Annotated in this window: 12 protein-coding genes and 1 pseudogene; 7 read left to right on the top strand and 6 right to left on the bottom strand. The window is 59.5% G+C overall.

Annotated features, from left to right (window positions below; genetic code table 11):
- Positions 1-9 precede the first annotated feature (9 nt).
- Positions 10-1716, bottom strand: coding sequence for a ShlB/FhaC/HecB family hemolysin secretion/activation protein (locus tag KGA85_RS05415; protein ID WP_223458032.1), 1707 nt, complete (start codon positions 1714-1716; stop codon positions 10-12).
- 292 nt (positions 1717-2008) lie between these two features.
- Between KGA85_RS05415 and KGA85_RS05410 the strand changes: the two are divergent.
- Positions 2009-2241 (top strand): annotated as a pseudogene (locus KGA85_RS05410) (hypothetical protein).
- Positions 2242-2353: 112 nt separating this feature from the next.
- Here the strand turns inward: KGA85_RS05410 and KGA85_RS05405 are convergent.
- Positions 2354-3694: a DEAD/DEAH box helicase gene (locus KGA85_RS05405; RefSeq protein WP_007972492.1), complete on the bottom strand. Its 1341-nt coding sequence runs from the start codon at positions 3692-3694 to the stop codon at positions 2354-2356.
- Positions 3695-3886: 192 nt separating this feature from the next.
- Here KGA85_RS05405 and KGA85_RS05400 point away from each other — a divergent pair, with 192 nt between their 5' ends.
- The gene (locus KGA85_RS05400; RefSeq protein WP_223456361.1) at positions 3887-5185 is read left to right on the top strand and encodes a mechanosensitive ion channel family protein; all 1299 of its coding nucleotides are present in this window, start codon (positions 3887-3889) and stop codon (positions 5183-5185) included.
- Between the two features lie 135 nt (positions 5186-5320).
- Here the strand turns inward: KGA85_RS05400 and KGA85_RS05390 are convergent, their stop codons facing one another.
- A complete protein-coding gene (locus KGA85_RS05390) occupies positions 5321-5965 on the bottom strand; it encodes a hydrolase (protein WP_008018228.1) in 645 nt (214 codons plus the stop codon).
- Positions 5966-6123: 158 nt separating this feature from the next.
- Here KGA85_RS05390 and KGA85_RS05385 point away from each other — a divergent pair, with 158 nt between their 5' ends.
- Positions 6124-7011: a LysR family transcriptional regulator gene (locus KGA85_RS05385; RefSeq protein ID WP_223456362.1), complete on the top strand. Its 888-nt coding sequence runs from the start codon at positions 6124-6126 to the stop codon at positions 7009-7011.
- A gap of 29 nt (positions 7012-7040) precedes the next feature.
- Here KGA85_RS05385 and KGA85_RS05380 read toward each other — a convergent pair whose 3' ends face one another.
- From KGA85_RS05380 to KGA85_RS05370, 3 genes are all read right to left on the bottom strand, one after another.
- Positions 7041-7907: a carboxylate/amino acid/amine transporter gene (locus tag KGA85_RS05380; RefSeq protein ID WP_223456363.1), complete on the bottom strand. Its 867-nt coding sequence runs from the start codon at positions 7905-7907 to the stop codon at positions 7041-7043.
- Between the two features lie 288 nt (positions 7908-8195).
- Positions 8196-8795, bottom strand: coding sequence for an FMN-dependent NADH-azoreductase (locus tag KGA85_RS05375; protein WP_046043697.1), 600 nt, complete (start codon positions 8793-8795; stop codon positions 8196-8198).
- Positions 8796-8959: 164 nt separating this feature from the next.
- Positions 8960-9274 carry a 3-phosphoglycerate kinase gene (locus KGA85_RS05370; RefSeq protein ID WP_223456364.1) on the bottom strand — a complete coding sequence of 105 codons (315 nt, stop codon included), beginning with the start codon at positions 9272-9274 and terminating at the stop codon, positions 8960-8962.
- 49 nt (positions 9275-9323) lie between these two features.
- Between KGA85_RS05370 and KGA85_RS05365 the strand changes: the two genes are divergently transcribed.
- From KGA85_RS05365 to KGA85_RS05350, 4 genes are all read left to right on the top strand, one after another.
- Entirely contained in the window at positions 9324-10247 is a 924-nt protein-coding gene (locus KGA85_RS05365; RefSeq protein WP_095058943.1) for a LysR family transcriptional regulator, read from the top strand.
- 14 nt (positions 10248-10261) lie between these two features.
- Positions 10262-11065, top strand: a complete 804-nt coding sequence (locus KGA85_RS05360) for an alpha/beta fold hydrolase (RefSeq protein ID WP_223542963.1) — start codon at positions 10262-10264, stop codon at positions 11063-11065.
- A gap of 3 nt (positions 11066-11068) precedes the next feature.
- Complete coding sequence (locus tag KGA85_RS05355; protein WP_223456366.1) at positions 11069-11626, top strand: peptidylprolyl isomerase; 558 nt, start codon at positions 11069-11071, stop codon at positions 11624-11626.
- A gap of 94 nt (positions 11627-11720) precedes the next feature.
- The gene (locus KGA85_RS05350) at positions 11721-13553 is read left to right on the top strand and encodes an ABC transporter ATP-binding protein (protein ID WP_223533286.1); all 1833 of its coding nucleotides are present in this window, start codon (positions 11721-11723) and stop codon (positions 13551-13553) included.
- Positions 13554-13736 lie beyond the last annotated feature (183 nt).

The raw sequence follows: 13736 nt of genomic DNA, 5'->3' as shown, positions 1-13736 counted from the left end.
GAGGCGAAATCAGAGAAAGAAATCCATCCGGAACCAGATCGGCGCTTCGCGCTCGGTCAGGGCGTCCGGACGTTCAAGGGAATGGGCAAAGGTCACGCTCGCGGCGAGGTGCTGGCCGCGAGCAAACACCTCCACCGAGTTGCCGGACATGCGCCCGTGTTGATCGCCGTTGAAGCGATCGTTGCGAATCACGCCCTGGTCGTAACCGAGGCTGGTGCCGTATTCAGCGAACACAGAGCGCAGCCAATCCAGGGTGACCTGCCGGCTCCAGCGCAGGTCGTTGCGCCAGTAACCGCCGCTGTCACCGGACAGGGATTGGTCCTTGTAACCACGGATCGACGACAACCCGCCGAGGCTAGTGCGCTGCGGGCCGAACAGTACGTCTTCACTGCGCTGGCCGGTCATCAGGCTGCTGAAACTTAGTGACTCGCCCCATAGCTTGAACGGCTGCAAGTAGCTCGCCGTGGCGGTGTATTTGCGGTAGCGCGCGTTCGGTTCGCCAGGGCCTGGGTGATCGTTGCCCTGCGCATCGAACGCACCGATACCCTCTTGCATCCCGAGGTCGAGGTTGACGAATGCGCTGCCGACTCGCCGACCGTGATTGATCCCAAACTTTGCTTCGCTGATGCGGTTACTGCTCAGCTTGAGCTTGCTACCTTCGATGAAGTTGTTGGTGCGCAGGTACGACAAGCCAGTGCTGAGCGAGGTCTTGCTCACTGCATCGCGATGGATCACCCGCTCAGCATGTAGTTGATGGTTTTCGCTGTCGCCGATCTGTTTGAAATTGAAGCCGTTGGCCTGGGCCAACGAGCGATAGTCACTCTGGCTGTAGGCGTAACTGAAGTTCCACCAGCCCCACGGCAGGCTGTAATTGAGCATTGTGTTGCTGGAGGTGCGCTGGTGATCGCTCACCGCATCGTGACCACCTCGCAGATTCAACTGATCGGCCAGCCCTAGCGGGCTGTCCCAATCAAACGTCGTGCCCCACTGCTGCTCGCCGGTGCTGCGCATGCCGTCGTTGCTGCGGGACAACCCGGCGCGCCAGGGTTTTTGCGGGGAGTTTTTGACCAGTACTTCGCTGCCCCCAACGTTCTTGCCCGGTGCCAACTCCATCTGTGCCTGATTCGATGGCAAGCGGTTGAGTTGATCGACCAGTTGCTCGATTTCGCGCAGGTTGACCAACTCACCGGTTTTTCCGGGGAATGCCATGCCCAGCTCACGGTCCGACAGCTTGCTGCCCTGCGCGCCTTTCAACCCTTCGAGCTTGCCCTCGACCACCAGTACCTTCAGGTGCTCGCCGGACAAATCCTGCTGCGGCAAATAAGCACGGCTGGTGACCAGGCCTTTTGCGATGTAGTGATCGGTGATGACTTTCAGCAGTTCGTTGAGCTGAGTGACGCCCAGGCATTGGCCAATGTAAGGCTTGAGCAGACGTTTTTTTTTGCTATCGGAAAGGCTGTCGGCGCCCTTGAGTTCGATGTCTGTGATGGGGAAACAACGGGTGTCCGCAGGCGCCGCGGGTTGAACGGGTTTGGTTTCCTTACTGGGCAATTCCTTGAGATCTTCGAGACGCCGACGTTGCTCTTCGAGCAGACGATCCTGACGTTCGCGGATGAGATCAGTGTCACCCGGGGTGGTGACAGTACTTGCAGAATTCAGCGGAGAAAGGCACAGCAAAGCCAGGCACAACCTCGCCACAAGGGCGGGTGAGTACATGTTCGATCCCTCGAAGCGGAAGGTGATAGCACAATAGCGGCGCGATATTAGAGAGCCGTCATCCTGACGTCAGATAATGGATCCATTCGAAAAGTATGGGGGACGAACGGTAGCGGTTAAATCGGGCGATTCCGACCGGTATGCAGGACGTTTCTTGATACAAGGGGGGAAAGCGGCGGCCAGGCGACGGTATTTCCGAGAGCGTATTTATCCTACAGAAGCAGCGGTATGAACTTTCCGAACCCCACAGCCTCAACCGATTAACCGCCCAACACGGATCCCGAGGCCTCTCATGAAATCCCTTCTGACGCTCACTCTCGCCACTAACTTCGCCTGCGCCCTCCCCGATTGGGCCTCCCCCCCCCCGAGAAAGCTACCGCCAAGCGCGAGCAACTGGCCCGGGAAGTGGCCAAGCTCACCGAGCAAAATCCGGCCAAAACCAAAGAGATCAACGACGAGTTGCAGAAGATGGGTCTGGGCACGGCCAGCAAGGATTTGCCGGATAAATACCAGTTGATTGATTAGCGTTTGAAAAAGTTGCAGACGACAGACAAGAAAGCCGAAAGCTGATCGTTTGAGGAATTTCGAGCATAAAAAAACCGGACATTTGTCCGGTTTTTTTGGTCACGGCATCGACTTACTCAGCCGCCGGCGCTTCCGGCTTGCGGCGCTTGAGCGGGGCCATGCCGTCCTTGCTGACCAGGGAATCGCTCTTCGGCCGGTTGGCGCTCTTGCGCTTGGTCGGGGTCTTGGCGGCAGTTTTCTTCTTGTCGCCCTTGGCGTCGGTCTTTTTCTTCTTCACGCCGACGGCCTTGCCCGAGGCCTTGACCTTTTTCGGTCCGCCGTAGGTGCCTTTGACTTCCTTGATGGTGCGGCGCTCGAAGCTCTGCTTGAGGTAGCGCTCGATGCTCGACATCAGGTTCCAGTCGCCGTGGCAGATCAGCGAGATGGCCAGGCCATCGTTACCGGCGCGGCCGGTACGACCGATGCGGTGCACGTATTCGTCGCCGCTGCGCGGCATGTCGAAGTTGATCACCAGGTCCAAGCCGTCCACGTCCAGACCGCGAGCGGCGACGTCGGTGGCCACGAGGATTTTCACGCCGCCCTGCTTCAGGCGGTCGATCGCCAGTTTGCGATCCTTCTGGTCTTTCTCGCCGTGCAGCACGAACGCTTTGTATTCCTGCGCCACCAGGCGGCCGTAGATACGGTCGGCCATGGCCCGGGTGTTGGTGAAGACGATGGCCTTCTGGTAGGTCTCGTTGGCCAGCAGCCAGTTGACGATCTGCTCTTTGTGCTGGTTGTGGTCAGCGGTAATGATTTGCTGGCGAGTGGTGTCGTTCAGCTGGCTGACCGCGTTGAGCTGCAGGTGCTCAGGGTTGTTCAGGACCTTGGCGATCATCTCGCGCAGGCCCGAACCACCGGTGGTGGCGGAGAACAGCATGGTCTGCTGACGGTTGGTGCACTCGTCCACCAGACGCTGAACGTCTTCGGCGAAGCCCATGTCGAGCATGCGGTCGGCTTCGTCGAGCACCAGTACTTCAACTTCTTTCAAGTCGAGGTTGCCGGCGTTCAACTGCTCGATCATCCGGCCCGGCGTACCGATCAGGATGTCCGGCACCTTGCGCAGCATCGCTGCCTGGACCTTGAAGTCTTCGCCGCCGGTGATCAGGCCGGACTTGATGAAGGTGAACTGCGAGAAGCGTTCAACTTCTTTCAGAGTCTGCTGGGCCAGTTCGCGGGTCGGCAGCAGGATCAGGGTCTTGATGCTGACGCGGATTTTCGCCGGGCCGATCAGACGGTTGAGGATGGGCAAAACGAATGCAGCGGTTTTGCCGCTACCGGTTTGCGCCGTCACCCGCAGGTCACGCCCCTGGAGCGCCAGCGGAATGGCCGCGGCTTGCACAGGCGTTGGCTCGACAAATTTCAGCTCGGCCACGGCTTTGAGCAGGCGTTCGTGCAGGGCGAATTGGGAAAACACGGGTGCTACCTCGAAGAAATGCAAAAAAACAGCTGCATAGGGTAACGGTTTCGAGCGCTCAGGCCGAGTTTCTTTATACAAATGGCGGTAAACAGTTGGTTTTTTGTTGCCTGATTTTTCCCCGAACGTAATACAAAGCGTCTTAAATGCTCTAATCCCCTTTCGCGCCTTACAGAAGAATCGTTTTCGACCATGGATATCAAACAGCTCTGGATCAACATCCTGGACCTTTGGGGGGCCCTCGACCAGCACCCGCTCGTGCACTCCAGCCTGTCGCTGTTGCTGCTGTTGGCAATTGCGCTGTTCCTCGGACGGGTGGCGCGTTACCTCATTCTGCACGCGGCCAAAATGCTCGGCCGCCAGCCGGCCTTGCACTGGGTCAATGATTTTCTACAGAACAAGGTGTTCCATCGCCTGGCGCAGATCGCGCCTTCGCTGGTGCTCCAGTTCGGTCTCAATCTGGTGCCGGACCTGAGCAAAACCAGCCTGAATTTCCTCGGCAACGTCGCGCTGTCCTTCACTTTCCTGTTTCTGCTGCTGGCGGTCAGCGCCTTGCTCAACGCCCTGCTGGACATCTACGCTCGCACCGAGCACGCCCGCACCCGCTCGATCAAAGGCTATGTGCAACTGGCGAAAATGGTGTTGTACGTATTTGGCGCGATCATCATCGTCGCCACGCTGATCGACCGCTCGCCGCTGTTGCTGCTGTCGGGTCTGGGTGCCATGTCGGCGGTGATTCTATTGGTCTACAAGGACACGCTGCTGTCGTTCGTCGCCAGCGTGCAGTTGACCAGCAACGACATGCTGCGGGTCGGCGACTGGATCGAGATGCCCCAGGTGGGCGCCGACGGCGATGTGGTGGACATCACGCTGCACACGGTCAAGGTACAAAACTTCGACAAGACCATCGTCTCGATCCCTACCTGGCGCCTGATGTCCGAGTCGTTCAAGAACTGGCGCGGCATGCAGGCTTCCGGTGGCCGCCGGATCAAACGCAGCCTGTTCATCGACGCCAGCGGCGTACGTTTTCTGCGTGACGACGAAGAGCAGAAGCTGTCCCAGGTGCACTTGCTCACCGACTACATGAGCCGCAAACAGGCCGAACTCAAGGCCTGGAACGAAGCCCAGGGCAACGTCGCGGCCATGTCGGCCAACCGTCGGCGGATGACCAACATCGGCACTTTCCGCGCCTATGCGCTGGCCTACCTGAAGAGTCACCCGGGGATCCAGCCGAACATGACCTGCATGGTCCGCCAAATGCAGACCACGGCCCAGGGCATTCCGCTGGAAATCTACTGTTTTACTCGCACCACGGCGTGGGCCGACTACGAGCGGATCCAGGGCGATATTTTCGACTATCTGTTGGCGGTGCTGCCGGAGTTTGGGTTGAGTCTTTATCAGCAGCCGAGTGGATCGGATTTGCGGGCGGGGATATTGCCGGCGGTACTGGGCGCAAGCCATCTTCCCGAAGCCGAAAAACGCAGGATGTAACACCCAAAAACAAATGTGGGAGCGGGCTTGCTCGCGAATGCGGTGGGTCATTCAACATTGATGTCGACTGACACTCCGTTTTCGCGAGCAAGCCCGCTCCCACATGAACCGCATCGTTACTGATGTATTTATGGATTACTTCACCTGCCGCTGCGGTGCCTTGTGCACCATGGTGTAGGCGTAATCCACGCCCATGCCGTACGCGCCGCTGTGTTCCAGCACCAGTTCCATCACCGCCTCGTAAGTGTCCTTGTGTGCCCAGTCACGCTGGTATTCGAGCAACACTTGTTGCCAGGTCACTGGCACCGCGCCGGCCTGAATCATCCGTTGCACCGACATGTCGTGGGCTTCTTTACTGGTGCCACCCGAAGCGTCGGTGACGATGTAGACCTCGTAGCCTTCGGCCAGGGCTTCCAGCGCCGGGAAAGTCAGGCAGACCTCAGTCCACAGCGCGGCAATGATCAGCTTCTTGCGCCCGGTGGCTTTCACCGCGTCTACCAACGCCTTGTCTTCCCAAGAGTTCATCGAGGTGCGCTCGATCGGCTTTTGATCCGGGTGCACTGCCAGCAATTCAGGCCAGATGTAGCCACTGAAGCTTTCGGTTTCGACCGAGGTGTAGATGGTCGGTACGTTGAAGATCTTCGCCGCCTTGGCCAGGCCCACGGTGTTGTTCTTCAAAGTCTGACGGTCGATGGACTGCACGCCGAATGCCATTTGCGGCTGGTGGTCGATCAGGATCAGGGCGGAGTTGGTTGGGTTGAGCAGTTCACGAATAGACATGGCGCGTTCCTTTTGATGTCGATACTTCGAATGGGTAAGGGGTTAGTCGACGTTGCCTTCAGCGGCGTTGTTGTCGGCTTGGATGTCACTTTAGGGACTGGCGATAAAAGGGACAATTACCTAAAATAGAGAATCATTGATTCTAAAATAGGGACAATATGGATCGCATCGAATGCATGCGCGCCTTCGTCGTCACGGTCGGCGAGAACGGCTTCGCCGCAGCCGCCCGCGCCATGGACGTGCCGCGCTCGAAAGTCAGCAAACAGATTCAGGCGCTGGAAGAAGCCATCGGCGTGCAATTGCTGCAACGCACCACCCGCAGCCTGCACCTGACCGAGGCCGGGGCCGAGTATTTCGATGCAGCACGGGAGGTGTTGGCGGCACTGGACGAGGCCGAGCAACGCGCCCGTGACGGCATCGGCGAGTTACGCGGTGTGTTGCGGGTCAATGCGCCGATGTCGTTCGGTCTTCGGCGGCTGGGGCCGTTGATTCCGCTGTTTCATGAACAGCACCCGAACATCGAACTGCAACTGGTGCTCAGCGACCAGCAGGTCGACCCGGTGCGGGGCGGCTTTGACGTGACCATCCGCATCGCCAGCATGCCTGACTCGACGATGATCGCCCGGCAACTGGCGCCCGCGCCGCGCATCATGGTGGCATCCCCGGCTTATCTCGAGCGTGCGGGTGTTCCGCAGACTCCGCAGGATCTGCGCGCCCATCAATGTCTGAACTACGGGTATCTACAGAGTGGTGTCAGCCTGCAACTGTGCAATGGCAAGGAAACCCAGCGGGTGAATGTCACCGGGCCGTTGCACGCCAACAACGGTGATTTGCTGGCCCAGGCTGCAGAGGCCAGCATGGGCATCGCCCTGCTGCCCGACTTTATCGTCGAGGATGCATTGGCGGCCGGGCGACTGATGCCGGTGCTGTGCGAATGGCAGGCCCCGGCGATCACCATCAACGCGGTGTATTCGTCAGCCCGGCGGGTGCCGCAGAAGACCCGGGCGTTTATCGAGTTTCTGGTGGGGCAGTTAGCCCCGAAGTAACAGTAAGGCATCACACAATCCCACAGGGTTCAGCGTGCCACTATCGGCTTGCGTATACCCAACCGACTGATCCACACCGCCAGCAAAATCACCGAACCGCCGAGCAACAACCGCCCCAGTTCCTCATGCTGGTTCCAGATCAGCAGGTTGATCAGCAACCCCACTGGCACATGCAGGTTGTTCATCACCGCCAGCGTCCCGCCATTGACCAGGCACGCGCCCTTGTTCCACCAGTAGAGCCCCAAAGCGGTCGAGACCAGGCCGAGGAACAGCAGCACGCCCCATTGCAACGGCGCTTCAGGCAGGAAGTTCTGCTTGCCGAACAACAAAAACGCCGGCAACGCCACCGCCAGTGCGCCGAGGTAGAAGTAGCCGAAGCGACGGTAATGCGGCAGATCGCTCGGGTGGCGGGCGACCAGGTGTTTATAGAGCACCTGACCGGCGGCGTAGGTGAAGTTGGCCAGTTGCAGCAACAGGAACCCCATGAAGAAGTCCGGGTTGATCCGGTCAAAGCGAATCACCGCCGCCCCCGCCACCGCCACCAGCGCCGCGACCAGGGCCCAGGGATTGAAACGGCGATTGAGCGCATCTTCGATCAGGGTCACGTGCAGCGGCGTGAGGATGGTGAACAGCAGCACTTCCGGCACCGTCAGTACGCGAAAGCTCAGGTACAGGCAGACGTAGGTCACGCCGAACTGCAACGCACCGATCAGCAGCATGCCGCGCATGAACGCCGGTTCCACCGAGCGCCAGCGGGTCAGTGGAATGAACACCAGCCCCGCCAGTAGCACACGTACCAAGACTGCGAAATAACTGTCGACATGACCGGCCAGATACTCGCCGATCAAACTGAAGGAAAACGCCTGGATCAGCGTGACAAAAAGTAGATAGCCCATGCTCGCCTCATTTCGAATGGCGGCGACGATAGCGGTTTTCGCTTTGAATCGCGATCCCCGAAAGCTGTCGGAAAATACGCCAAATCCTGTGGGAGCAGGCTCGCTCCCACAGAGTTTTGTAGGTGTTTGTCAGATCGCAGGCAAAAAAAAGCCCGATCTCGCTAAAGCGTTCAATCGGGCCAGGGCACTCAGGAGCAACCAGTGCGAAGGGAGGTTCGATGCGCGTACAGCCTTGAAGGGTTGCGCCAGGTCACTAGACCATCCAGCGATTATCTGGCGATTAACCGGTCAGGCCACTTGCGAGAGCTTGGCGTTCGCCTGGTTCAGGCCTTTCTCCTGGAAGTCACCGCCCAGGTTCATGCCTTCGGCGTGGATGAACGTCACGTCGTGGATGCCGATGAAGCCCATGACCTGACGCAGGTACGGTTCCTGGTGATCGGCGGTGCTGCCGGCATAGATGCCGCCGCGAGCCGTCAGCACATAGGCGCGCTTGCCGCTGAGCAGGCCTTGCGGACCGGTTTCGGTGTACTTGAAGGTCACGCCGGCACGCAGCACATGGTCGAGCCAGGCTTTCAGGGTGCTGGGGATCGCAAAGTTGTACATGGGCGCGGCCATGACCAGTACATCGGCGGCGAGCAATTCATCGGTCAACTGGTTGGAGCGTTCCAAGGACGCCTGTTCGATGTCGCTGCGCTGCTCGGCGGGTTTCATCCAGCCACCCAGCAGGTTGATGTCCAGGTGCGGCACCGGCTTGACGGCCAGGTCGCGGACGGTGATCTGGTCATTCGGGTGAGCGGCTTTCCACTGGCTGATGAAGGTCTGGGTCAGTTGGCGGGAAACCGAGTCTTGCTGACGGGCACTGCTTTCGATGATCAGAACGCGGGACATGGGATGTAGCCTCCATCTGAGAATGCGGTAGGTCGATGGAGTGAAGGTTAAACAGAGTCATATCGATGAAAAAGCGCAAATAACTGCTATAACCCATCAATAAATTCGTTTATAAGCAACCCATGCCTCTGTGGGAGCGGGCTTGCTCCCACAGGAGATCGCTGTCATTTCGGGGTGCAGGTCAGCTCGATGCGCAGCTTGATGATGCTGCGGGTGAACTTGACGGTGGCATTTTTGTGTTTGCCGGCCGATACGTCGATCTTGCGGGTACGCGGTGCTTCCGGGCCATTGATGAAAACGGCCTTGCAGCTGGCATCGACGTCGCCGTAGTTGGCCACCTGAATGGAGCCGATGTCGCTATCCGTGTCGTAGGTCTGGTAATCGATCTTCATGCCGTTGAGGTCTTTTTTCACATCGATCGGGTAAGCCATCGCCGTCAGCGGCAGCAGCGCCAGCAGCACACAACAGAATTTTTTCATTCAGCAGCCTCCAATAAGGGCTGCCAGCTTAGGACAAGAGGAGCTCAACATGAAAGCGCCCCGCGTGACCCTTGATCAATGGCGAACGCTGCAGGCCGTGGTCGATCACGGTGGTTTCGCCCAGGCCGCCGAGGCGCTGCATCGCTCGCAATCGTCAGTCAGCTACACCGTGGCCCGCATGCAGGATCAGCTCGGCGTGCCGTTGCTGCGCATCGACGGACGCAAAGCCGTGCTGACCGAAGCCGGCGGCGTGCTGTTACGCCGTTCCCGGCAATTGGTGAAACAGGCCAGTCAACTCGAAGACCTGGCCCATCACATGGAGCAGGGCTGGGAAGCCGAAGTGCGCCTGGTGGTCGATGCCGCTTACCCAAGCGCCCGCCTCGTCCGCGCCTTGACCGCGTTCATGCCGCAAAGCCGTGGCTGCCGGGTGCGGCTGCGTGAGGAAGTGCTGTCGGGCGTGGAGGAGGTCCTGCTCGAAGGCGTGGCCGACCTGGCCATCACCGGGTTCAGTATTCCCGGTTACCTGGGCGCGGAGTTGAGCGACGTCGAGTTCGTCGCGGTCGCCCATCCGGAGCATCCCCTGCACCGCCTCAACCGCGAACTGAACTTCCAGGACCTGGAAAGCCAGATGCAAGTGGTGATCCGCGACTCGGGCCGCCAGCAGCCACGGGACGTTGGCTGGCTCGGTGCCGAACAGCGCTGGACCGTCGGCAGCCTGGCCACCGCCGCGACCTTCGTCAGCAGCGGTCTGGGGTTTGCCTGGCTGCCCAGGCACATGATCGAACGGGAACTCAAGGAAGGTACGCTCAAGCTGCTACCGTTGGATCAGGGCGGTAGCCGTAACCCGAGCTTTTACCTGTATTCGAACAAGGACAAACCGCTCGGGCCGGCCACGCAGATTCTCATCGAACTGCTGCGTACGTTTGACACCGCACCACTGGACGCACCGTTCGCCGCCCCCGAACAAGCCTGACACGGAGTGTATGCATGGCCTATTTCGAACACGAAGGTTGCAACCTGCACTATGAGGAATATGGCCACGGCACGCCGTTGCTGCTGGTCCACGGTCTGGGCTCAAGCACCCTGGACTGGGAAAAACAGATCCCGGCACTTGCCACCCGCTACCGGGTGATCGTCCCGGATGTCCGCGGTCACGGCCGTTCGGACAAACCCCGGGAGCGCTACAGCATTGCTGGATTCAGCGCTGACCTGATTGCACTGATCGAGCACCTCAATCTCGGTCCGGCACATTATGTCGGCCTGTCGATGGGCGGCATGATCGGCTTCCAACTGGGCGTGGATCAGCCGCAACTGCTCAAGAGCCTGTGCATCGTCAACAGCGCGCCCGAGGTCAAACTGCGCAGCCGCGATGACTACTGGCAGTGGTTCAAGCGCTGGAGCCTGACGCGCGCCCTTAGCCTGGGCGCCATCGGCAAGGCGCTGGGCGACAAGTTGTTTCCGAAGCCCGAGCAGGCCGACTTGCGACAAAAGATGGCCAAACGCTGGGCAACAAACGACAAACATGCTTATCTCGCCAGCTTCAATGCCATTGTCGGCTGGGGGGTTCAGGAACGACTTTCGAAGGTCACCTGTCCAACCCTCATCGTCAGCGCCGACCGTGACTACACACCGGTGGCGCTGAAGGAAAACTACGTAAAACTGCTGCCCGACGCGCGGCTGGTGGTGATCGCCGATTCACGCCATGCCACGCCGCTGGACCAACCGGAACACTTCAACCAAACACTGCTGGAGTTTCTGACCGCAGTCGACACCACCACTCAGGATCACTGACCCATGCTGAAAAAAATCGCCCTCGCCGCAGGCTCCGTACTGTTTGCCGCCAACCTGATGGCCGCGACGCCGGAAAAGGCCCCCCATGTGCTGCTGGACACCACCAACGGCCAGATCGAAATCGAACTGGACCCGGTCAAGGCCCCGATCAGTACCAAGAACTTCCTTGAGTACGTCGACAGTGGCTTCTACAACAACACGATTTTCCACCGGGTGATCCCGGGTTTCATGGTCCAGGGCGGTGGTTTCACCCAGGCCATGCAGCAAAAAGACACCAAGGCACCGATCAAGAACGAGCACCAGAACGGCCTGGTCAACGTTCGTGGCACTTTGTCCATGGCCCGTACTTCGGTGCCTGACTCGGCCACCAGCCAGTTCTTCATCAACGTCAAGGACAACGACTTCCTTGACCAGGGCGACGGTTACGCGGTGTTCGGCAAAGTCGTCAAAGGCATGGACGTGGTCGACATCATCGTCAATTCGCCAACCACCGTTCGTGGCGGCATGAAAGACGTTCCGGCCGATCCGGTGTTCATCAAGTCGGCCAAGCGCATCGACTGAGACTAAGCTGGACAAGGATGTCCGAGCCGTTGCCGGTGTTTGCCGGCAACGCTCAAACCGTTAAAAGGAGAGCCCGCTCGCGGGCGAATAACCAATGCTTTATCGCCGCTTTGAAAAACTGATCGATGTTTTCCGTGAAGCACCGACGGCGTCTCCGCCGGACCGGGTTTTTCCTTTTTATACCTATTACCTCAAGCAGGTCTGGCCAAGCTTCGCCGCCCTGCTGATCGTCGGCCTGATTGGTGCATTGATCGAGGTGGCGCTGTTCAGCTACCTGAGCCGCATCATCGACCTGGCCCAAGGGACGCCGAACGTCAGTCTGTTCCAGGATCACGCCCTCGAACTGACCTGGATGGTGGTGGTTGCGCTGGTGCTGCGCCCGATCTTTGTCGGCCTGCATGACCTGCTGGTGCATCAGACCCTGAGCCCCAGCATGACCAGCATGATCCGCTGGCAGAACCACAGCTACGTGCTCAAGCAGAGCCTGAATTTCTTCCAGAACGACTTCGCCGGGCGCATCGCCCAACGCATCATGCAAACCGGCAACTCACTGCGCGATTCCGCCGTGCAGGCCGTGGATGCGTTGTGGCATGTGCTGATCTACGCCATCAGCTCCCTGGTGCTGTTCGCCGAAGCCGACTGGCGCCTGATAATCCCGCTGTTGACATGGATCTTCGCCTTCATCGGCGCCCTCTGTTACTTCGTGCCACGGGTCAAGGATCGCTCGGTGGTGGCCTCCGATGCGCGCTCCAAACTCATGGGGCGGATTGTCGACGGCTACACCAATATCACTACCCTGAAATTGTTCGCCCACACCAACTTCGAACAACAATACGCCCGCGAAGCCATCAAGGAACAGACCGAGAAGGCGCAACTGGCCGGCCGCGTGGTCACCAGCATGGACGTGGTCATCACCAGCATGAACGGCTTGCTGATCGTCTGCACCACCGGTCTGGCCCTGTGGTTGTGGACGCAGTCGTTGATCAGCGTGGGGGCGATTGCCCTGGCCACCGGCCTGGTGATCCGCATCGTCAACATGTCCGGCTGGATCATGTGGGTGGTGACCGGCATCTTCGAAAACATCGGCATGGTCCAGGACGGTCTGCAGACCATCTCGCAACCAGTCTCCGTCACCGACCGCGACCAGGCCAAACCCCTGGCGGTGGCCCGTGGCGAAGTGCGCTTCGAACAGGTGGATTTCCACTACGGCAAGCAGAGCGGGATCATCGGCGACCTCAACCTGACCATCAAGGCTGGCGAGAAAATCGGCCTGATCGGCCCGTCCGGTGCCGGCAAGTCGACCCTGGTGAACCTGCTGCTGCGCCTGTACGACGTGGAAGGCGGACGCATCCTGATCGACGGCCAGAACATCGCCGACGTCAGCCAGGAAAGCCTGCGCGAACGCATCGGCATGATCACCCAGGACACGTCGCTGCTGCACCGTTCGATCCGTGACAACTTGCTGTATGGCAAGCCCGACGCCACCGACGCCCAACTCTGGGAAACGGTACACAAGGCCCGGGCTGACGGTTTCATTCCGTCGCTGTCGGACGCTGAAGGCCGCACCGGTTTCGATGCCCACGTCGGTGAGCGCGGGGTGAAACTCTCCGGCGGCCAGCGCCAGCGCATCGCCATTGCCCGTGTACTGCTCAAGGACGCGCCGATCCTGATCATGGACGAGGCCACGTCGGCACTGGATTCGGAAGTCGAAGCGGCGATCCAGGAAAGTCTCGAAACCCTGATGCAGGGCAAAACCGTGATCGCCATCGCTCACCGGCTTTCGACCATCGCCCGGATGGACCGGCTGGTGGTGCTGGAAAACGGCAAGATCGCCGAAACCGGGACCCATGCCGAACTGCTCGCCCATGGCGGTTTGTATGCGCGGTTGTGGCAACACCAGACCGGTGGGTTTGTCGGGATCGATTGAGTATTGCGGCGGCCACAAGGATTGGCGCGACCGATAGCCCCCAAAAAACCGCCAGAGCCTGTCAACAACGGGTCCTGGCGGTTTTTTATGCCTGCTGGAATTCTGAAAAAACCGTGCTGTACTCACTTCAATGTTCTGGAGGTGGTTCTGCAGTCCATCGGCTGGATGCTAAAGGCAGCATAA

Origin of the sequence: Pseudomonas sp. GL-B-12 (assembly GCF_019955895.1) — a bacterium.
Classification (GTDB): Bacteria; Pseudomonadota; Gammaproteobacteria; order Pseudomonadales; family Pseudomonadaceae; genus Aquipseudomonas.
The sequence above is the reverse complement of the archived record's forward strand: the minus strand, read 5'-3'. Positions and strand labels throughout refer to the sequence as shown.